The following is an 18,197-nucleotide window of genomic DNA, read 5'->3' on the forward strand; positions in this document are numbered from 1 at the left end:
TCCTTTGCTTTATGAACAATTACAACATAAACAAAGGCATAGGCAGGACAGTGGAATTTAAGGGACTGAAAGCACAATACCTGTTCATTTTCGCAGGCGGACTGCTTGGTACACTCATCCTCGTGATGATACTGTATATGGCAGGAGTAAACTCTTACATCTGCCTGTTCCTCGGAGCAGGCGGTGCTTCGCTCATTGTGTGGCAGACCTTTTCACTAAACAGGAAGTACGGCGAACACGGGCTAATGAAAATCGGGGCAGGAAAAAGACATCCCCGATACATCATTTGTCGCAAGCCTGTACACCGCTATTTAAAATTCACTCCTAAATCGAATGCCCTATGAGAAACGTTGCAAAGACAACAACGCTGGAAAACAAATTTCCTTTGTTGGCAGTAGAAAACAACTGCATCCTTTCCAAAGATGCAGACATTACCGCCTGCTTTGAGGTTCGTTTACCGGAACTGTTTACTGTAGCTTCTGCGGAATATGAAGCCATTCATTCCGCCTGGCATAAGGCTATTAAAACTTTGCCTGATTTTACAGTCGTACATAAACAGGATTGGTACATCAAAGAAAGCTACGCTCCCAATTTGGAAAAGGAAGACCAGAGTTTTTTAGCAAAATCCTATCAACGTCATTTTAATGAGCGACCGTTCCTAAACCATTACTGCTACCTCTTTTTAACCAAGACAACCAAAGAGCGTATGCGTATGCAAAGTAATTTTTCATCGCTTTGCAAAGGTTCACTGATACCAAAGGAAATCAGGAACAAGGAAACGATACATCGTTTTATGGAAACCGTGGCACAATTTGAACGTATCGTAAACGATAGCGGTTTCATAACCCTGAAACGACTGACCGAAGATGAAATCATCGGCACAGAAGATACACAGGGACTACTGGAACAGTACCTTACGCTATCAAGGGAAGCCGGAACACCGATGCAGGACATCGCTCTCGGAACGGAAGAAGTCCGTATCGGGAACAAAAGGTTGAGCCTGCACACATTGTCCGATACTGACGATTTACCCGGAACGGTATCGGCTGATACCCGTTTTGAAAAGCTATCTACCGACCGTAGCGATTGCCGTTTGTCATTCGCCGCACCTGTGGGCTTGTTGTTAAACTGCAACCACATTTACAACCAATATTTGTTTTTGGATAACAGTGAAGCCAATCTACAAAAGTTTGAGAAGTCCGCAAGGAATATGCACTCACTGGCTCGTTACAGTCGTGCCAACCAAATCAACAAAGAGTGGATAGAAAAGTACCTCAATGAAGCACATTCGTTTGGTCTATCTTCTGTAAGGGCACACTTCAACATTATGGCGTGGTCGGAAGACCCTACTGAACTGAAACAGTTGAAGAATGATTGCGGTAGTGCTTTGGCTTTAATGGAATGCAAGCCACGTCATAACACTACGGACGTAGCCACTTTGTATTGGGCAGGAATGCCGGGCAATGCCGGCGATTTTCCGAATGAGGAAAGCTTTTACACGTTCATAGAGCCAGCTTTGTGCTTTTTTACAGAAGAAACCAATTACCACAATTCGCCATCGCCATTCGGGATAAAAATGGCTGACCGATTAACCGGGAAGCCTATCCATTTGGATATTTCAGATTTGCCGATGAAACGTGGAATTATTACCAATCGTAACAAGTTCATACTCGGTCCATCAGGTTCTGGTAAATCTTTCTTCACAAACCATATGGTACGACAGTATTACGAACAAGGCGCTCACGTTTTGCTTGTTGACACTGGTAATTCTTATCAAGGATTATGCGAACTCATTAAAGGTAAAACCAAAGGCGAAGACGGTGTTTACTTTACCTACACCGAAGATAATCCGATTGCTTTTAATCCTTTCTATACCGATGATGGTGTGTTCGATATTGAGAAGCGTGAAAGTGTCAAGACTTTGATATTGACGCTTTGGAAACGTGATGATGAACCACCAACTCGCTCAGAAGAAGTAGCATTATCAAATGCTGTATCAGGCTATATCGAACGCATCAAACAAGAAGATGTTTACCCATCATTCAACGGCTTCTATGAGTATGTAAAAGGCGATTACCGAAAGGTACTCGAAGAAAAACAAGTAAGGGAAAAAGACTTTGATATTGCCAATTTCCTGAACGTACTCGAACCTTATTACAAAGGTGGCGAATATGATTATTTACTCAATTCCGATAAGCAGTTAGACTTGTTGAGCAAACGTTTTATCGTGTTTGAAATTGATGCGATTAAAGACCACAAAATCCTCTTTCCCATTGTGACCATCATCATTATGGAAGTCTTTATCAACAAGATGCGTAGGCTGAAAGGCATCCGCAAGCTCATCCTGATTGAAGAAGCGTGGAAAGCGATTGCCAAAGAGGGAATGGCAGAATACATCAAGTATTTGTTTAAGACCGTCCGCAAATTCTTCGGAGAAGCAATTGTCGTAACGCAAGAGGTCGATGATATTATCCAGTCGCCCATTGTGAAAGAAAGTATCATCAATAACTCCGATTGTAAAATCCTCTTAGACCAACGCAAGTATATGAACAAATTCGATGACATACAGGCGATGTTGGGGCTTACGGATAAAGAGAAAGGTCAGGTACTTTCTATCAATATGAACAACGATGCAAGCCGCTTGTACAAAGAGGTTTGGATTGGCTTAGGTGGTACGCACTCGGCAGTCTATGCCACCGAAGTTAGTTTGGAGGAATACCTCGCTTACACCACCGAAGAAACCGAAAAAATGGAAGTGATGCAGCTTGCTGCTGAACTCGACGGTAACGTAGAACTCGCCATTAAGCACCTCGCAATGCAAAGGCGGGACAAATCAAATCAATAATCATTAACATTTAAAAAATCAGAAACAATGAAAAAAGTATTGTATCTGGTGTGTACGGCACTAATGCTCGCCGTAGCACCGTCAGCGAAAGCCCAATTTGTAGTAACTGACCCTGCAAACCTGGCTTCAGGGATTATCAACAGTGCGAACGAAATCATACAGACTTCTTCCACTGTGAGCAATGTCGTTAAGAACTTCAACGAAGTGAAGAAAGTGTACGACCAGGGCAAGGAATATTACGACAAGCTGAAAGCTATCAACAACCTTGTGAAAGATGCCCGTAAGGTACAGCAAACCGTATTGTTGGTAGGCGATGTTTCCGAAATGTACGTGCAGAATTTTGGCAAGATGATGAACGACCCAAATTTTACACCGCAGGAATTGGTTGCCATCGGCAATGGTTATTCGGCACTGCTCAATGAAAGTACCGAACTGCTAAAAGAATTGAAGCAAATTATAACCTCTTCAAGCCTTTCGTTAAACGACAAAGAGCGTATGGATATTATTGATCGTGTGTACAAAGAGGTAAAGGATTACCACAGCCTTGTACGCTACTACACCAATAAGAACATTTCTGTAAGCTACCTGAGAGCGAAAAAGAAAAACGATGCCAAAAGGGTTCTTGAACTCTACGGAACCTCTAATCAAAAATACTGGTAAAAATGGAATGGGATAATCTTCACGAACTCCTGCGTTCGCTTTACGACGATATGATGCCGCTTGCAAGCGATATGGCGGCAGTAGCTAAAGGTTTGGCGGGATTGGGGGCGTTGTTCTATGTGGCATTAAAGGTTTGGCAGGCTTTAAGCCGAGCAGAACCTATTGATGTGTTCCCGTTGTTGCGTCCGTTCGCTTTGGGGCTTTGTATAATGTTCTTCCCAACCATCGTGTTGGGAACCATTAATGCAGTATTAAGCCCGGTGGTTACAGGAACCCACGCCATACTCGAAGACCAGGTGCTTGATCTCAACAAGCTGCAACAGCAGAAAGACCAATTGGAATACGAGGCAATGGTCAGAAATCCCGAAACGGCCTATATGGTATCAGACGAAGAGTTTGATAAAAAGCTGGATGAATTGGGCTGGTCGCCATCGGACGTTGGTACAATGGCGGGAATGTATATGGACAGGCAAGCCTACAAGATAGAGAAAGCCATAAAGGATTGGTTTCGCAATTTACTGGAAATACTTTTTCAGGCGGCTGCTTTGGTTATTGATACCATACGGACGTTCTTCCTGATAGTCCTTTCCATACTCGGACCAATAGCTTTTGCTATTTCCGTTTGGGACGGATTTCAGTCCACGCTCACACAGTGGATCACTAGGTATGTCAGCGTATATCTCTGGCTTCCTGTTTCGGATTTGTTCAGCTCGATGCTGGCAAGAATACAATCCCTCATACTGGAAAGGGATATAGCAATGCTTGCCGATCCAACCTACATTCCTGATACCAGCAATACGGTGTACATCATCTTTATGATTATCGGTATTATCGGGTACTTCACAATTCCGACAGTAACAGGTTGGGTAATCCAAGCCGGAGGTGCAGGAAACTTTACCCGCAACGTGAACCAAACTGCAATGAAAACAGGAAACATCGCCGGAGCAGGTGCAGGTTCCACAGTTGGAAACATCGGCGGTAAACTGATGAATAAATAAACAATTAATCATTCTAAAAAATGGAATTTAAAACGCTAAGAAATATCGAAAACAGCTTTAGGCAGATAAGATTATATGCCATTGTGTTTGCGGTTCTCTGCATTGGCGTGGTAGGATATGCCGTATGGCAGTCCTACCGCTTTGCAGAAGAACAACGCCAAAAAATCTATGTATTGGATAACGGCAAATCTTTGATGCTTGCCTTATCGCAAGATGCGAGCATCAACCGTCCTGTGGAAGCAAGGGAACACGTCAGACGTTTTCACGAGCTTTTTTTTACACTGGCACCCGATAAAAATGCTATCGAAAGCAATATGAGTAGGGCATTTAACCTTGCGGATAAAAGTGCTTTTGACTATTACAAAGACTTATCTGAAAAGGGTTATTACAACAGAATTATTTCAGGTAATGTTCAGCAACGCATCGAAGTCGATAGTGTCGTGTGCAATTTCGACACCCATCCTTATGCGGTACGCACCTATGCCAAACAATTTATTATCCGTTCGAGCAATGTAACCAGGCGTAACCTGATTACTTCCTGCTATCTCGTGAACTCCGTCCGTTCCGACAATAACCCGCAAGGCTTTAACATTGAAAAATTTGCAGTGGTTGAAAACAGGGATATGGAAGTCATCGAACGCTAAAAAACAATCTTATGGAAACATTATCAGATTTAAACACGTTTGCGAAAATCCTTACCGACAAAGGATATAACGGCTATTTCCATACGCAAGGTGCGTATGCCGGAAGGTTGAAAGACACCATCAGCGATTACCTCGAAAGCTGCGAGAAAGGTACAGACAGTTTGCCTAAACAAGATTTATTGCTGACAGGCTATCTGCAATGGTCGGGCGATGACAAGCCCCGTGTAGAATGCACTATGTGGGTAAAATACCTGAATGGGAAATTCTCTCTCAATAAAATGGAGGTGGCAAGGAAAGACCAATTCGGGCAACTGCTGAAAAAATCGGAACTGCCAAACCTGTCTGTACTATCTGTACCCAAAGTGGCTGAGCTAGTCGCTTTGGTCAATGATGAACAAAAACAAAAGGCAGCTAAAAGTCCTAAGCGTTTCAAGCTCTAAAACAGAAAGGTTATGAAAAAATTAAGAGCAAATATGGACAGATATTTTGACAAACTGGACGAACGCTGGCGTGCATTGCCCATACGGAAACAGCACCAATATACGCTGTACTTCTTTTTGGGTTATCTGCTAATTACCGTAGTGGTCATTGGCAAAGTAATGTACGACACCTCAAAATCCGGTAACGATATGATCATTGAACATATCGAAAACCCTGTCCTCAAAAAAAGTGAGAGCCCTGCAAGATTGAAGGACACATTATCAACAGTTCTAAAAAATGAGATTTATGAAAGAAAATGAAAACAAAAAATCGGTTGTTCGGGTAACGGAAGGGAACCCGACAGCAACCGCTGATGTGCTGCAAGACGGCACACAGAATAATAAGGAGAAGCTCAAAAAGCCCCTAATCTTTGGTTTAATGGCGATTGTCTTCGTGGGTTGTATGTACCTCATATTTAAACCGTCCGAAGATAAAAAAGCGATTGAAAGCGTCGGGCTGAACGATGCAGTACCAGAAGCAACCGGAGCCGGAATGCCTGCCGACAAAGGCAAGGCGTATGAACAGGAAATGCTGGAAAGCAAAGACCAGGAAAAGCGTAATGCTTTAACTACGCTTTCTGACTATTGGAATACCGAAGACAAAGAAGAACCGATTCCCGAGCAATTTCCTGAAGAAGACCAAAGCAACAGCTATGGCAGAAATTCAGGAAGAAACAGCAATCCTGGGTTGAACAGCTATCGAAATACTCAAAGTGCATTGAGTTCTTTTTATCAGGATGATAATACTGAAACAATGGAACTCCGCAGGCAATTGGACGAAATGAAAGAAAAGCTGGCTGAAAAAGATGTGCCACCTGTTGCCACGGTAGATGACCAGCTTAAACTAATGGAGAAATCCTATGAAATGGCAGCAAAGTATCTCCCGAAAAATACGAATACCGAAAATACAACACCTGCTAATGATGCTCCTGATGCTGTTAGTGCTGTGGGTACTCACCAAAAAGAGCATTTTGTATCGTTTACGCCTGCAAGAAAGAATGCCGTATCAGCCCTGTACCGTGAGCCTACGGATAGTGCTTTTTTAGCCGATTGGAGCGAAACAAAGAACCGAGGTTTTTATACCGCCGGTTCTGTGGAGCAGGTGGTACAGCCTAAAAACAGTATAAAAGCCTGTGTACACGATGCTCAAACAGTAGTTGGCGAAAGTGGTGTGCGTTTACGATTGTTAGAGCCTGCCCAAACGCCACAACGTACCATTCCAAAAGGAACGATTGTAACGGCAAATGCCAAATTTCAAAATGGTAGACTACAACTAAAAATTACCTCGATAGAACTGGAAGGCAATATCATCCCGGTAGATATTACCATTTACGATTTGGACGGGCAGCAAGGCTTGTACGTTCCATATTCGCCCGAAATGAATGCCCTTACCGAAATGGCTGGCAATATGAGCCAGACAGGTGGTACAAGCGTAATGCTTACACAAAATGCCGGTCAACAGGTTGCCGCAGATTTAAGCAAAGGAGTAGTACAGGGAATTTCGGGCTATTTCGCCAAAAAGGTAAGAACCCCAAAAGTTACGCTGAAAGCAGGACATCAGGTCTTTCTTGTATCTAAAAAATAATGTTGAACTCAAATAAATAAAACAATGAAAAATCATTTAAAAACCTTTTGGGCATTTGCCCTGATACTAAGCTTTGCCGCAGAATCTTACGCACAGGACAGTGTAAGAACGAAACTTACATTGGGCAAGATAGAACCATATAAAATGGAAGTTACCTACGATAAAACTTCGCACCTGATTTTTCCGAGCGCTATTCGTTATGTGGATTTAGGCAGCGAATACCTGATTGCCGGAAAAGCGGAAGATGCTGAAAACGTGTTGCGTGTAAAAGCAACGGTAAGGGATTTTGAAGCTGAAACCAATTTTTCTGTGATTACTAATGACGGACGTTTTTACAGTTTCAATGTGTATTACAGTTCCTATCCCGAAGTGTTGAGCTATGACCTGTTAACAATGCAAAAAGCAGTTGATAAAGCCAACGGAAACGATGTGCTTTTCGAAGAATTAGGCAACAATTCGCCCTCACTAGCAGGCTTGCTTTTGGAAACCATTTACAAAAAAGACAAACGCATTGTAAAACATATCGGGGCTAAGAGTTTCGGTATACAGTTTATTCTTAAAGGCATTTACATACATAACGGCAAATACTATTTCCATACAGAATTAAGAAACAAAACTAATGTGCCTTTCGGGATTGATTTTATCAATTTCAAAGTAGTGGATAAAAAGGTAGCCAAACGTACCGTAGTACAGGAACGCCCGCTGATACCGTTACGCACTTACAAGCCATTGGAGAAGATTGGCGGTAAATCGACCGAACAAAACGTATTTCTGTTAGACCAATTTACCATTGCCGATGACAAGGTACTGCTGATTGATGTTTTCGAAAAAAACGGGGGCAGGCATCAGACACTCCAGATAGAAAATTCCGATTTAATCAAGGCTCGTTCGGTTAATGATATGCATCTGAAATTTTAATAACCCTTTAAAGCAATTTTATGAAAAAGTATATCTATACCGTGATGCTCATCTTTATGGCCATCACTGTTACACAGGCACAAAGAATGCTTCCAAAACAGAAAGGATTGGAAATAAGTGCAGGCGTAATATCCGATGATAAAATCGGCAATGATTATTACCTCAACATCGGAATGACCGTGAACGGAAAAAATGGAAATTACCAGCTTTGGGCTTTGGAATATACGCACCAATACCACGATTACAAAGATCTTCGTATACCGCAGGAAACTTATACTGCCGAGGGTGGCTACAGCTTCTACCTTCTGGGCGATGTTCGTAAGAACATCACGCTGAACTTCGGAATAACAGGAGTAGTCGGTTATGAAAGCATCAATCGTGGCGAAGCGATGTTGTATGACGGAGCAAAGATTTTGAGTGAGGACAACTTCATTTATGGAGCTGGCGGACGGCTCACTTTTGAAACGTACCTGTCAGACCGATTTGTGTTAGTCCTGCAAGGGCGTACAAAGGTCTTGTGGGGGACGGATTTGCAACAGTTCCGACCGGCAGCTGGTGTGGGATTAAGGTTTAATTTTTAAAACGTAAAAACAATGATAGCAATCTTCAATAAATTCAGAATAGGATTACTGCCGATATATGTAATGCTGGCAATCCTCACAGCTTCGGCTTCTTTGGTATCTTGTAGCAAAGATGATGAACTCGAAATACAGAACGATTTTCCTTTTGAGGTAAACGTGATGCCAGTGCCTAAAGATATTGCCAACGGGCAGACGGTAGAAATACGCATTACCATACAGCGCAAAGGCAATTACAGCAACACGCAGTATTTTCTCCGTTACTTTCAGTTTGACGGACAAGGAACATTGCAATACTACGATGAACCGCCATACCTGCCGAATGATTTATACCCGTTACCGACAGAGCAGTTTCGATTTTACTACACCTCAACGTCTGCCGTATCACAGTCTTTTGATGTTTGGATTTCGGACAGCTTCGGGAATGAAAAGCAGATAACTTTTCAGTTTAACAGTAGTGATTAAGATAATAACAAAGGAAGTCCTGCCACAAAAGCAGGATTTCTTTTTAGGGATATTTTGATTTTAGGAAAGCATAGAAATGAGTTTATGTAAAAAGGTAAAAAAACATTTTAATATTGTTGTCATATATATTATATTTGCGACAACAAATAAAATTTTAGAAAATGATACAGTTGACATTCGCTTCACTTCAAGTGAAAAATTTAGAAGCATCAATAGACTTCTATACAAACAAATTAGGCTTTGAAATTGACAATGCTAATCCGCAAGCCTGTGTTTTTAAGTACAATCAGGGACAGGCAAGTTTTGCTATCCGCACACCTCTTGAACCATTGGAAGGAAAAGAATTGGGAATTGGCGTGGCACTTTGGTTTGCCGTTAACGAAAATGTGGATGAACTGAAAGAAAAACTTATTGCGAATGGAGTGACCGATGTGTTTCCAATCATAGAAACACCTTTTGGCAGGGCATTTCACGTAAAAGACATTGACGGCTATAAGCTGACTTTCCTGGAAACAAAATCATAATATTGATAGATATGAATAGCAAAATATTAGTTACAGGAGCTACGGGTAGTTTGGGGAGCAAAGTTGTCAATCTTCTGAAAGAAAAAATATCAGTTGAAAATCTGGCTGTTTTGGTTAGAGACGAAAACAGTGAATTGGCAAAACAGTATGCTAATGATGGCATTGATGTAAAAACCGGGGATTATGCCAATTTGGAAAGTTTGGAAAATGCTTTTAGAGACGTTGATGTTTTATACTTCGTTTCGGGTGGAGATGATGCTAAGCGTACTGTACTTCATAAAAACGTAGTTGATGCCGCAAAGAAAGCTGGTGTACAACACATTGTTTATACCAGTGCAGTATGGAAAGACGAAAGTGCATCTTCTCCTCTGGCAGACTTGGTAAATTCTCATTTAGAAACTGAAAATACTATCAAAGCTTCAGGTATTGGTTACACCCTATTGAAACATAATTTGTATGCCGAAGTCATCGAAATGTTGATTGGAGATAAAAACCAACTATTAAAAAACAAAACGATTTATCTGCCAACAGCAAATGGGTTGGTTTCTTTTGCACCCAAACAAGATTTGGCAGAAGCTGCCGCAAATATTCTTTTAAACGCTTCAGCCTATGTAAATAAAGTACTGGCGTTTAACGGAAGTGAACAAATTAATTTTTCAGAAATTGCCGAAAGAATATCAAGGATTGTGAATGAACCCATTCGGTATATTTCTCCGGAGAAAAGTGAATTTGAAATTCAAATGGATAAATTTGGTTTGCCCAATCCTATTATCGAAATATTGAGCACTTTCAGTTTGGCTATTGCCGATGGAGAATTTGACCAGCAATCGAATGATTTGGAAATGGTTTTGGGAAGAAAAACAACGCCTTTGTCCCAGTATTTAACAGCAGCTTATCAATAATGACAAACAGGGAAACAAAATATTGGATAATTGTAGCTTCAAAAGACCACGTTAAATCGGGTATTGAACAAGGCATTGCACAAGCCTGTCACGGAAAAGTTGCACCATTAAAACGAATGCGAAAAGACGATTTTATTATTTTCTATTCGGGAAAAAAAACACTTGGAAAACCTGAAAACTGTCAAGAGTTTACAGCAATTGGACAAGTAAAGGACGAAGAGGTTTTTCAATTTCAAATGACAGCAGATTTTTGCCCGTCAAGAAGAAACATTGATTTTTTTGAAAGCAGGAATATATCAATTCTACCTTTAATAAATGACCTGGATTTTATTCAAAATAAACAAAGTTGGGGCTATCCGTTTCGCTTTGGGTTCTTTGAAATCGGCAAAAATGATTTTGAGTTAATTTCTTCAAAAATGTTAGAGAATGAGTATGCAGGATAAAATAGAATTTAAGTTTAAAAGCCCCAATGAAAGTCCGGGTTATTTGCTCGGACAAGTAACTATGTTGTGGCAACGCAAACTAAAAAAGGTTTTAGACCCTTTAAACCTGACACAGACACAGTTTGTCTTGTTAGCTGCGTTAGGCTGGCTTTCAAAAAAGAACAACGCTGTTACGCAAGTGGACATCGCCAATCAAAGCAATGCCGACAGAATGATGGTGTCAAAAGTTTTGCGGACTTTGCAAGACAAGAAATTTATCAGAAGGCAAGAACACGAAACCGATACCAGAGCCAAAGTAATTAAATTGACAAATGAAGGTGCAAATGTTTTGCAGAAAGCACTGACAGCGGTTGAAAATGCCGATATAGATTTCTTTTCAGTTTTAGGCAACAACTTGACTTTGTTTAATCAGAATATGATAAGCTTGATTGACCAAACGGAGAATGAATAAAAGCCGTAAATTTAAAAGTTAGTTTTAAAATGTTTTTGTTATGGTTTCATCATTGGTTATAGGGATAATATTTTTGGTTGCAGGCTTGGGACTTCGTTATTGGATTAACCGCAGAAAGTTTTACAGGCGTAGCCCTATGGGAGCAGAAGGATTTTCATCTTATGAAAGTTCGGTTTTCATCAAACTGATTGAAAAGGTTGGTAAATGGGTAGCTTATGCCCTGATTATATTTGGGCTATTGTCGTTATGGGTTTACTCCCGTGAGAAGAATGAAAAAGAAAAAGTGGAGATACAAAGTCCTCGATAATCAATCTGCTCATTCAAATTACCACTTAAGATATTTGTATAATTCTTCTGCATTTATAAAAAAGTTACAGACAATTTTAGAAGCGATGTCCTACTACGAACAATCTTTACAAACACCGACAAGGACGCAATTCATTTGTTGTACAATATATTTTTTAGGAATAGAAAATTCTACAAGTGTTGGCAGACATTCAATTGTTTCACATTTTGTGCAGCGAAAATGAAAATGATTTCCGGGAATAGCTATACCATTAGATTTTACGCAAACAGCAAAATACTGTTTCCCATCATCGGCAACAATTTTATGGACAATCTCATCTTCACAAAAACGGTTTAAAATTCTGTAAATAGTAGCCCTATCAGCATTAACACCCAATTGCTTTACAATAGCATCTTGGCTCATTGCCCTTCTTTTGCTTGTCAAAACAGACAAAACAGCCTCTTGTGTTGCGGTATTTCTACGTTTCATCATAGTGCAAAATTAGTCAAAAAATATTAATGCGACAAACTTGCAATAAACTAATGCGATACAGTCGCATTAATAAAAAATATCCTATCTTTGCCAAACGAGATATCAAAAAGAATGACTTCAAGAAGAAAATTTATACGACAAAGTAGTTTGGCAATAACTGCTGTTTCAAGCGGAAATATAGTAGGAGCAGTAGCAAATGGCGAATTAGTACACGAACAATTTTAAATTATGGTAGAAGTTTTTATCACAGATATTCAGAATAAAACACAGTCTGAAAGAATTTTAAGTACAATTCAAAATGAAAACGTTGAGTTGAAAATCAACTTAGACCTTAACGAAACTAATTTTTCGTTTCCTTGTGGACATACTATTTTAAGAGTGGAAGGCGACAAAATAAATTCAGACAAAATTTTAGTTTCTGTTAGAAAACAAGGCTTTAAATGTGAAATTTTAGAAGACAAAATTTGTAAACCAACAGAAAAATTATGACAGAATTTTGGGAAGAAGCATTTAAAGACAAACAGGAAATGTGGGGTTTAAATCCTGCAAAATCAACTGTATTAACAAAGGACTTTTTTGTTGAGCAAAAAGTAAAAAGTGTATTAATTCCAGGCATTGGTTACGGACGAAATGCACAAATTTTCAGAGACAACGGAATGACCGTAACAGGAATTGAAATTTCAGAAACTGCCATTGAATTAGGTAAAAAACATTTTGGAAACGAAATGAAAATTTATCACGGTTCTGTAACAGAAATGCCTTTTGACAACAATTTGTATGACGGAATATTCTGTTACGGATTAATTTACTTGTTAGACAAAAGCGAAAGAACAAAACTAATTCAAGACTGTTATAATCAACTCACAGAAAATGGATTTATGGTTTTTACAGCAATAACAAAGCAAGCCGTAACCTACGGACAAGGAACAAACATAGGCAACGACAGATTTGAAATGTTTGGTGGAGTAAAAATATTCTTTTATGACAGCGAAACAATAGCAGAAGAATTTGGGAAGTCAGGACTTTTTGAAATTACAAAAGTAACAGAGAATTATCCTTTTCACTTAATAAAATGCAAAAAGAACTGACCGAAATTTGATAAAAAACTACTCATAATATCGATTTTGCAATAATTGTTTTTAAGGCAAATTGAGCGTTCTTTCTTTGTGGAATTACAGAGCTGATATTAAATCTTACTACATAACATTTAAAACAAAATCGGATAGCCCAAAACGGTATCCGATTTTTTATTTTGCAGAGGTAGTAAACTGCCAAATACTGCATCTCAAAGCCAAACTCTACAACATTTCCCACCCTTGTAATAAGCCTTTCTAAATTAGACTTCCTCAGAAAAATTGAGCAGATTATGGAAGTTATTGCAATACAAAAATCCACCTTAGACGGAATGAAGAATGAACTAAAATCACTTTTAGAAATGACCGAAAATGCTGTACGAAAATATACTCCAATTTTCAAAGAAGAAAAGTGGCTCGATAACCAGGAAGTGTGCCTGATGATGGATATTACCAAACGGACTTTGCAGACCTATAAAGACAATGGGCTACTGCCATATTCAAAACTGAACCGCAAAAATTATTATAAACGCTCGGATGTACAGGCTTTACTCGAAGCCGGACAGCCGTACAATACCAAAGACAATGGATTTACTGACGAATGAAGCTGAAGAAGTAATTGAACAACAGCAAATGATAATGCAGTTGAGAAACCGTATTGAAGAAATATTGAAAAACTATCGTCCTGTAATGAATGGAGAAATCTACTTGTCGGGCGAAGATGTGTGTAGGCTGTTACATATCAGCAAAAGGACTTTACAGCAATATCGTGATGATAATATCTTGCCATTTATACAAATTGGGGGTAAGATAATTTTTAAGGAAAGTGATATTCTAATAGTCTTGGAACAGAACTATGTAACCAATGACAGGCAATGCTTGTAATTAATTTTGTTTTGACTATGTTCCTATCGGAACGACTTTAGTATCTTTGCTATGTAAAATATAGAAATCTTAAAGTGTTTTTGCTTTAAGTCCCACATTGAAAACTGGTAATTTTTAGACAACGGGACAATAAGGAAGAACGCTCATGCCATAGGCGTGGGCGCTCGCTTATTCGTTGTCGGGTATACCAGTACCTCAATGTGCGGTAAGTGTAGTTGCCTGCGCTTCTTTTTTGTGCAGGACTACATCAACTTAAAAAAAGTATGATGATATGGAAACTGATACCACGCAACAAAAAAACACACTCGCCTTTATCAACGATAAAAGCCCGATTTTAGATTTTATTAGCAACGATTTAATTGCTTCACGAATTGAAGTATTGTTCCATTCGGAAAACATTGAAGAAGGACTATTTCAATTGTCTGTGTTAAAAGCACTTCCTAATGTTTTTATTATTGACCTTGATTTTTATGACACGAATATACTGGCACAACTTCAAGAATTAAGGAAACAATATCCAACAATAAAACTTATTGCACATAGTGACATTGATGACGAAAAAGCGGTAAAACCTCTTTTGAAAATTGGTTTTGCAGGTTATCTGCTTATTGGTAGCAATGCAGATGATTTTAAAAAAGCCATTGAAATTGTTATCAATGGCGGAAGGTATTTTAGTAGTGGAATATCAGAAATTGTTAAAGAATATTTTAGTAAAAACTAAGATTGTCTTTTAAAATCTGTGAATTTTATATCCAGTCCAAATTGTGTTTAGTAAGTTCGTTTTCGGTGTTGCCTGTGTTTAGTGTAGTTGCTGGTTCAAAAAGCATTACTAAAACTTCATTTTCAGCAATAGGCTTGTGTTCTACACCTTTCGGTACGATTAAAAATTCGTCTTTACTCAGGGTAACGATTTTATCCCGAAACTCGATTTTTAATGTGCCTTTTACAACTAAAAACATTTCGTCTTCGTTGTCATGTTTATGCCAAACAAATTCTCCTTTAAATTTGGCAAGCTTTACATTTTGCCCATTGAGTTCGCCTACAATTTTTGGCGACCAGTATTCAGAGAAAAGTGCAAATTTTTCTTCTATATTTACTTTATCCACAGTGCTCTGTTTAGGCTATTATGTATGTTCGAAATTTTCATTTTTATAAATGTTTAGGCTCCTGTATTTCTCCGTTTCCAAATGACCAATTTTGTCTGCCATCATTTTCAAGTAAAACGATGATAATGTTATTCTTTGTAATGCTTGTTGATGTGGTTATTTTATTAGCAATTTCTTTGTACAAACCCTTTTTTTGTTCCAATGTACGACCATGTCCTGCAATGATCTGAATATATACAATATCGGAAGTATGGGCAATATCCAAATAGTTTTCAGGAAACTTGATTTGTTGTGGCTCTAATTCTTCAATAATATGGAAATAATCATTTTTGGGAATATTAAATTCTTGAATTAGGGCATTATGAACAGATATTGAAATATTGTCTTTAGTTTGTTGTGAAAATACTTTTGGTAAACTGATCCGTACAAATGGCATAATTCTTATTTTAGTGTTATTGTCGTAGCCCTTACCACTTTGTTAGAGGGTAAAGTTATTTTAAGTCATAAAAATTTTCCGTAAATTGAATAGTATTGTCAGCCCTTTTCTTGATTGCGGCTCCCCATAAAATGTTGGGGTTACTCGTGATTTTTGAAATTATCAGTTTCATTTCTTGGTATGGAATTTTAGCCAATGCATTTTCTATCGTAAACCAGCCAATATCTTCACAACTTTCTGGTATAGTCAATTGTCCTTCAGCGTATTTTGCTGTGTAGTAATGCATAATGGTTAAAGTAGGGCGATTTTCATATTCGAATGTAAAAAGTCCGTTGAGTTTTTTATTTTGCACCTTTATCCCATGTTCAGAAGCAAGGGTATCTATAAATTTGGATAAAGTAACCGGCTGGTTGTATCTTATTCCCGGGATTTCCCATTCACCATCCCATTTAACCAACATTACGTTGCCTTTGTCATTGAAGACTACTAATTTAAGAAACGAATAGTTGTCTTGTTGTGCAAATAAATTAATGCTACAGAAAAATGTAAGCAGAATAATAAGGTATCTTCTCATTTGTATATTTATCTTGAACTCTTTTGACCTTCTGAGTTCATTATTATAGATCAACTTGTTATCTAAACAACAAATTTAGTAAATTAAAATTCCCCTCGACAGACAGTAAGATAAAATCCAATGCTAACCAAACGGTGTTCTTTTACTTCTTTTCTTTGGCCGCTTTGGATTGATTACTTAATTAAACGACTGCCTAAACTCCAATGGCGAAACATTGGTCTTTGTCTTGAAAAGTTTGCTGAATGATTGTGAATGTTCAAAGCCCAATTCATAAGCAATTTCTGAAACGGATAGGTTTGTAGTTGATAATTTTTCTTTCGCTTTTTCTATAATTGTATTCTGAATATATTGTTGTGTATTTAGTCCTGTCAATGAACTCAATATATCACTCAAATAGCGTTGCGACAGCTTTAATTCTGTACTGATATATTTCACGGATGGCAAACCGTTTTTCAGACTGTTTTCTTCTTCAAAATAGTTATTTAAAAGCTTGTCCAAAGACGTAATGATGTCGTGATTGATTGCTTTCCTGGTAATAAATTGCCTATTGTAAAAACGATTGCTGTATTTCAATAACAATTCTATTTGTGTCACTAAAACATCTTGGCTGAAACTGTCAATATTATTGTTCAATTCATTGGCTATTGTAACAAATAAATTGGCTATAATTTCTTTTTCCTTTGCTGATAAAAATAAGGCTTCTGAAACATCGTAAGAAAAAAATCCATATTGATTTATTGTTTTTCCCAATGGATAATTTCGGATGAAGTCCGGATGAAAATATAAAGCAACACCCTCATAGCTTTCTATTTCTTCTGATGGAAAAACGATTTGTTTCGGCTTCAAAAATGCCAATCCTCCTTCTTCAAAATCGTAATAGCCCTGTCCGTATTTTATTTGTCCTGTGAATGTAGTTTTAAAGGAAATTTTATAAAAATCGAGACTTATTTTTTGTCCTTTTGGAAACATTTCAATCGGAACATTCTTGTAATCAACCAATGCAACCAATGGGTGCAATGGTGCAGAAAATCCCAAGGAACGTACCAATTGAGATATACTTTTGATGTGATTTATGTTAGATTGTTGTTGCATTGCGTTTACGAATTTAATCAATTTTGTTTTGATGGACGAATAACAATATCGCCAATTTCAACATCACTAGGTTGGCTTACTGCATAAATTACAGCATTGGCTATGGCATCTGGGCTAATGGCCAAATTTTCCATATTATTCTTGATGATGATTTTCATTTCTTGATTTTTTATATTCTCGGCGAAGTCAGTTTTTACAACACCTGGTGAAATCCCTGTAATGCGTATATTTCCGTCTGACTCTTGACGAAATGCTTCTGCTATAGTGCGAATGGCATTTTTAGTTCCTGCATAAACACCTTGCAGTGGCACAATCTTTATTCCTGAAGTTGAAATGATATTGACGATATGTCCCGATCGTTGTTGTTTGAAAACGGGAATTGCAGCCGCCATACCGTACAAAACGCCTTTGAGGTTAATATCGATCATTTCTTCCCAACCATCGATATCCAATTCGTCAATGCGGCTTAATTGACTTACTCCTGCGTTGTTTATAATGACATCTAATTTTCCGTATTGCTCAACTGCTGAATTGACGAACCGAACTAAATCGGCTTTATTCTTCACATCAATTTGAGCAAAGGTAGCGTCACCACCTTTGCTTTTAATTTCGTCAACAAGTTGTTGTAATTGTTCTTTGCGTCTTGCACCCAAAACAACCTTTGCTCCATTTTTTGCTAATTCTATGGCAATGGCTTTACCCATTCCACTGCTTGCACCTGTAATGGCTACAACTTTTTCTCTAATATTTTGCATTGCTAT

The 18,197-nt window shown here is 38.4% G+C and carries 27 protein-coding genes; 21 read left to right on the plus strand and 6 right to left on the minus strand.

Going from position 1 to position 18,197, the window contains the following annotated elements:
- The first annotated feature begins 11 nt into the window (after nt 1–11).
- From M2265_RS05740 to M2265_RS05815, 16 genes are all read left to right on the plus strand, one after another.
- Nucleotides 12–344, plus strand: a complete 333-nt coding sequence (locus M2265_RS05740) for a DUF4133 domain-containing protein (protein ID WP_019974897.1) — start codon at nt 12–14, stop codon at nt 342–344.
- On the plus strand, nt 341–2,845 hold the full coding sequence (locus M2265_RS05745; RefSeq protein ID WP_132773220.1) for a TraG family conjugative transposon ATPase: 2,505 nt from the start codon (nt 341–343) through the stop codon (nt 2,843–2,845). Before M2265_RS05740 ends, M2265_RS05745 begins: the two co-directional genes overlap by 4 nt.
- A 27-nt stretch (nt 2,846–2,872) precedes the next feature.
- Nucleotides 2,873–3,505: a DUF4141 domain-containing protein gene (locus M2265_RS05750; RefSeq protein ID WP_076553442.1), complete on the plus strand. Its 633-nt coding sequence runs from the start codon at nt 2,873–2,875 to the stop codon at nt 3,503–3,505.
- Nucleotides 3,506–3,507: 2 nt separating this feature from the next.
- Nucleotides 3,508–4,503: a conjugative transposon protein TraJ gene (gene traJ, locus M2265_RS05755; RefSeq protein ID WP_132773218.1), complete on the plus strand. Its 996-nt coding sequence runs from the start codon at nt 3,508–3,510 to the stop codon at nt 4,501–4,503.
- Between the two features lie 20 nt (nt 4,504–4,523).
- Nucleotides 4,524–5,147 (plus strand): conjugative transposon protein TraK, encoded by a 624-nt coding sequence (gene traK / locus M2265_RS05760; protein ID WP_132773216.1) that lies wholly within the window; start codon nt 4,524–4,526, stop codon nt 5,145–5,147.
- 11 nt (nt 5,148–5,158) lie between these two features.
- A complete protein-coding gene (locus M2265_RS05765) occupies nt 5,159–5,587 on the plus strand; it encodes a hypothetical protein (RefSeq protein ID WP_132773214.1) in 429 nt (142 codons plus the stop codon).
- 12 nt (nt 5,588–5,599) lie between these two features.
- Nucleotides 5,600–5,887, plus strand: coding sequence for a nitrogen regulatory IIA protein (locus M2265_RS05770; RefSeq protein WP_132773212.1), 288 nt, complete (start codon nt 5,600–5,602; stop codon nt 5,885–5,887).
- Nucleotides 5,874–7,211 carry a conjugative transposon protein TraM gene (gene traM / locus M2265_RS05775; protein WP_132773376.1) on the plus strand — a complete coding sequence of 446 codons (1,338 nt, stop codon included), beginning with the start codon at nt 5,874–5,876 and terminating at the stop codon, nt 7,209–7,211. Before M2265_RS05770 ends, traM begins: the two co-directional genes overlap by 14 nt.
- Nucleotides 7,212–7,235: 24 nt before the next feature.
- Nucleotides 7,236–8,129, plus strand: a complete 894-nt coding sequence (gene traN, locus M2265_RS05780; RefSeq protein ID WP_132773210.1) for a conjugative transposon protein TraN — start codon at nt 7,236–7,238, stop codon at nt 8,127–8,129.
- Nucleotides 8,130–8,149: 20 nt separating this feature from the next.
- Nucleotides 8,150–8,710, plus strand: coding sequence for a conjugal transfer protein TraO (locus M2265_RS05785; RefSeq protein WP_132773208.1), 561 nt, complete (start codon nt 8,150–8,152; stop codon nt 8,708–8,710).
- 12 nt (nt 8,711–8,722) lie between these two features.
- Nucleotides 8,723–9,172: a DUF3872 domain-containing protein gene (locus M2265_RS05790; protein WP_132773206.1), complete on the plus strand. Its 450-nt coding sequence runs from the start codon at nt 8,723–8,725 to the stop codon at nt 9,170–9,172.
- Nucleotides 9,173–9,333: 161 nt separating this feature from the next.
- Complete coding sequence (locus tag M2265_RS05795; protein WP_132773205.1) at nt 9,334–9,696, plus strand: VOC family protein; 363 nt, start codon at nt 9,334–9,336, stop codon at nt 9,694–9,696.
- An 11-nt stretch (nt 9,697–9,707) separates the two neighbouring features.
- Complete coding sequence (locus M2265_RS05800) at nt 9,708–10,598, plus strand: SDR family oxidoreductase (protein WP_132773203.1); 891 nt, start codon at nt 9,708–9,710, stop codon at nt 10,596–10,598.
- Nucleotides 10,598–11,041: an EVE domain-containing protein gene (locus M2265_RS05805; protein ID WP_132773201.1), complete on the plus strand. Its 444-nt coding sequence runs from the start codon at nt 10,598–10,600 to the stop codon at nt 11,039–11,041. The genes M2265_RS05800 and M2265_RS05805 overlap by 1 nt, the downstream gene beginning before the upstream one ends.
- Nucleotides 11,031–11,492 (plus strand): MarR family winged helix-turn-helix transcriptional regulator, encoded by a 462-nt coding sequence (locus tag M2265_RS05810; RefSeq protein WP_132773199.1) that lies wholly within the window; start codon nt 11,031–11,033, stop codon nt 11,490–11,492. The genes M2265_RS05805 and M2265_RS05810 overlap by 11 nt, the downstream gene beginning before the upstream one ends.
- 40 nt (nt 11,493–11,532) lie before the next feature.
- A complete protein-coding gene (locus M2265_RS05815; RefSeq protein ID WP_132773197.1) occupies nt 11,533–11,799 on the plus strand; it encodes a molybdenum ABC transporter permease in 267 nt (88 codons plus the stop codon).
- A gap of 93 nt (nt 11,800–11,892) precedes the next feature.
- Here M2265_RS05815 and M2265_RS05820 read toward each other — a convergent pair whose 3' ends face one another.
- The gene (locus M2265_RS05820; protein WP_132773196.1) at nt 11,893–12,270 is read right to left on the minus strand and encodes a Fur family transcriptional regulator; all 378 of its coding nucleotides are present in this window, start codon (nt 12,268–12,270) and stop codon (nt 11,893–11,895) included.
- Between the two features lie 228 nt (nt 12,271–12,498).
- Between M2265_RS05820 and M2265_RS05825 the strand changes: the two genes are divergently transcribed.
- The 5 genes from M2265_RS05825 to M2265_RS05845 all read left to right on the plus strand — a co-directional run bounded on the left by M2265_RS05825 (nt 12,499) and on the right by M2265_RS05845 (nt 14,949).
- Nucleotides 12,499–12,759 carry a hypothetical protein gene (locus M2265_RS05825; protein ID WP_132773194.1) on the plus strand — a complete coding sequence of 87 codons (261 nt, stop codon included), beginning with the start codon at nt 12,499–12,501 and terminating at the stop codon, nt 12,757–12,759.
- Nucleotides 12,756–13,358 (plus strand): class I SAM-dependent methyltransferase, encoded by a 603-nt coding sequence (locus M2265_RS05830; protein WP_132773192.1) that lies wholly within the window; start codon nt 12,756–12,758, stop codon nt 13,356–13,358. Before M2265_RS05825 ends, M2265_RS05830 begins: the two co-directional genes overlap by 4 nt.
- A 278-nt stretch (nt 13,359–13,636) precedes the next feature.
- On the plus strand, nt 13,637–13,948 hold the full coding sequence (locus tag M2265_RS05835; RefSeq protein ID WP_132773182.1) for a helix-turn-helix domain-containing protein: 312 nt from the start codon (nt 13,637–13,639) through the stop codon (nt 13,946–13,948).
- Nucleotides 13,929–14,228 (plus strand): helix-turn-helix domain-containing protein, encoded by a 300-nt coding sequence (locus M2265_RS05840; RefSeq protein WP_132773181.1) that lies wholly within the window; start codon nt 13,929–13,931, stop codon nt 14,226–14,228. The genes M2265_RS05835 and M2265_RS05840 overlap by 20 nt, the downstream gene beginning before the upstream one ends.
- A gap of 271 nt (nt 14,229–14,499) precedes the next feature.
- Entirely contained in the window at nt 14,500–14,949 is a 450-nt protein-coding gene (locus M2265_RS05845; protein ID WP_132773179.1) for a response regulator transcription factor, read from the plus strand.
- 25 nt (nt 14,950–14,974) lie between these two features.
- Here M2265_RS05845 and M2265_RS05850 read toward each other — a convergent pair whose 3' ends face one another.
- From M2265_RS05850 to M2265_RS05870, 5 genes are all read right to left on the minus strand, one after another.
- Nucleotides 14,975–15,334 (minus strand): cupin domain-containing protein, encoded by a 360-nt coding sequence (locus tag M2265_RS05850; protein ID WP_132773177.1) that lies wholly within the window; start codon nt 15,332–15,334, stop codon nt 14,975–14,977.
- Nucleotides 15,335–15,377: 43 nt separating this feature from the next.
- The gene (locus M2265_RS05855) at nt 15,378–15,770 is read right to left on the minus strand and encodes a tautomerase family protein (RefSeq protein WP_132773175.1); all 393 of its coding nucleotides are present in this window, start codon (nt 15,768–15,770) and stop codon (nt 15,378–15,380) included.
- 55 nt (nt 15,771–15,825) lie between these two features.
- Nucleotides 15,826–16,344 carry an NUDIX hydrolase gene (locus tag M2265_RS05860; RefSeq protein WP_132773173.1) on the minus strand — a complete coding sequence of 173 codons (519 nt, stop codon included), beginning with the start codon at nt 16,342–16,344 and terminating at the stop codon, nt 15,826–15,828.
- A gap of 177 nt (nt 16,345–16,521) precedes the next feature.
- Nucleotides 16,522–17,436 carry a helix-turn-helix domain-containing protein gene (locus tag M2265_RS05865; RefSeq protein ID WP_132773171.1) on the minus strand — a complete coding sequence of 305 codons (915 nt, stop codon included), beginning with the start codon at nt 17,434–17,436 and terminating at the stop codon, nt 16,522–16,524.
- A 17-nt stretch (nt 17,437–17,453) separates the two neighbouring features.
- Nucleotides 17,454–18,191, minus strand: coding sequence for an SDR family oxidoreductase (locus M2265_RS05870; protein WP_132773169.1), 738 nt, complete (start codon nt 18,189–18,191; stop codon nt 17,454–17,456).
- Between the last annotated feature and the right edge of the window lie 6 nt (nt 18,192–18,197).

Source organism: Sphingobacterium kitahiroshimense, from assembly GCF_025961315.1.
Taxonomy (GTDB): domain Bacteria; phylum Bacteroidota; class Bacteroidia; order Sphingobacteriales; family Sphingobacteriaceae; genus Sphingobacterium; species Sphingobacterium anhuiense.

Excerpts from the sequence above, each read along its gene's own strand:
- M2265_RS05740 (WP_019974897.1), top strand. The coding sequence starts at position 12 with ATGAACAATTACAACATAAACAAAGGCATAGGCAGGACAGTGGAATTT.
- M2265_RS05745 (WP_132773220.1), top strand. The coding sequence starts at position 341 with ATGAGAAACGTTGCAAAGACAACAACGCTGGAAAACAAATTTCCTTTG.
- M2265_RS05750 (WP_076553442.1), top strand. The coding sequence starts at position 2,873 with ATGAAAAAAGTATTGTATCTGGTGTGTACGGCACTAATGCTCGCCGTA.
- traJ (WP_132773218.1), top strand. The coding sequence starts at position 3,508 with ATGGAATGGGATAATCTTCACGAACTCCTGCGTTCGCTTTACGACGAT.
- traK (WP_132773216.1), top strand. The coding sequence starts at position 4,524 with ATGGAATTTAAAACGCTAAGAAATATCGAAAACAGCTTTAGGCAGATA.
- M2265_RS05765 (WP_132773214.1), top strand. The coding sequence starts at position 5,159 with ATGGAAACATTATCAGATTTAAACACGTTTGCGAAAATCCTTACCGAC.
- M2265_RS05770 (WP_132773212.1), top strand. The coding sequence starts at position 5,600 with ATGAAAAAATTAAGAGCAAATATGGACAGATATTTTGACAAACTGGAC.
- traM (WP_132773376.1), top strand. The coding sequence starts at position 5,874 with ATGAAAGAAAATGAAAACAAAAAATCGGTTGTTCGGGTAACGGAAGGG.
- traN (WP_132773210.1), top strand. The coding sequence starts at position 7,236 with ATGAAAAATCATTTAAAAACCTTTTGGGCATTTGCCCTGATACTAAGC.
- M2265_RS05785 (WP_132773208.1), top strand. The coding sequence starts at position 8,150 with ATGAAAAAGTATATCTATACCGTGATGCTCATCTTTATGGCCATCACT.
- M2265_RS05790 (WP_132773206.1), top strand. The coding sequence starts at position 8,723 with ATGATAGCAATCTTCAATAAATTCAGAATAGGATTACTGCCGATATAT.
- M2265_RS05795 (WP_132773205.1), top strand. The coding sequence starts at position 9,334 with ATGATACAGTTGACATTCGCTTCACTTCAAGTGAAAAATTTAGAAGCA.
- M2265_RS05800 (WP_132773203.1), top strand. The coding sequence starts at position 9,708 with ATGAATAGCAAAATATTAGTTACAGGAGCTACGGGTAGTTTGGGGAGC.
- M2265_RS05805 (WP_132773201.1), top strand. The coding sequence starts at position 10,598 with ATGACAAACAGGGAAACAAAATATTGGATAATTGTAGCTTCAAAAGAC.
- M2265_RS05810 (WP_132773199.1), top strand. The coding sequence starts at position 11,031 with ATGCAGGATAAAATAGAATTTAAGTTTAAAAGCCCCAATGAAAGTCCG.
- M2265_RS05815 (WP_132773197.1), top strand. The coding sequence starts at position 11,533 with ATGGTTTCATCATTGGTTATAGGGATAATATTTTTGGTTGCAGGCTTG.
- M2265_RS05820 (WP_132773196.1), bottom strand. The coding sequence starts at position 12,270 with ATGATGAAACGTAGAAATACCGCAACACAAGAGGCTGTTTTGTCTGTT.
- M2265_RS05825 (WP_132773194.1), top strand. The coding sequence starts at position 12,499 with ATGGTAGAAGTTTTTATCACAGATATTCAGAATAAAACACAGTCTGAA.
- M2265_RS05830 (WP_132773192.1), top strand. The coding sequence starts at position 12,756 with ATGACAGAATTTTGGGAAGAAGCATTTAAAGACAAACAGGAAATGTGG.
- M2265_RS05835 (WP_132773182.1), top strand. The coding sequence starts at position 13,637 with ATGGAAGTTATTGCAATACAAAAATCCACCTTAGACGGAATGAAGAAT.
- M2265_RS05840 (WP_132773181.1), top strand. The coding sequence starts at position 13,929 with ATGGATTTACTGACGAATGAAGCTGAAGAAGTAATTGAACAACAGCAA.
- M2265_RS05845 (WP_132773179.1), top strand. The coding sequence starts at position 14,500 with ATGGAAACTGATACCACGCAACAAAAAAACACACTCGCCTTTATCAAC.
- M2265_RS05855 (WP_132773175.1), bottom strand. The coding sequence starts at position 15,770 with ATGCCATTTGTACGGATCAGTTTACCAAAAGTATTTTCACAACAAACT.
- M2265_RS05860 (WP_132773173.1), bottom strand. The coding sequence starts at position 16,344 with ATGAGAAGATACCTTATTATTCTGCTTACATTTTTCTGTAGCATTAAT.
- M2265_RS05865 (WP_132773171.1), bottom strand. The coding sequence starts at position 17,436 with ATGCAACAACAATCTAACATAAATCACATCAAAAGTATATCTCAATTG.
- M2265_RS05870 (WP_132773169.1), bottom strand. The coding sequence starts at position 18,191 with ATGCAAAATATTAGAGAAAAAGTTGTAGCCATTACAGGTGCAAGCAGT.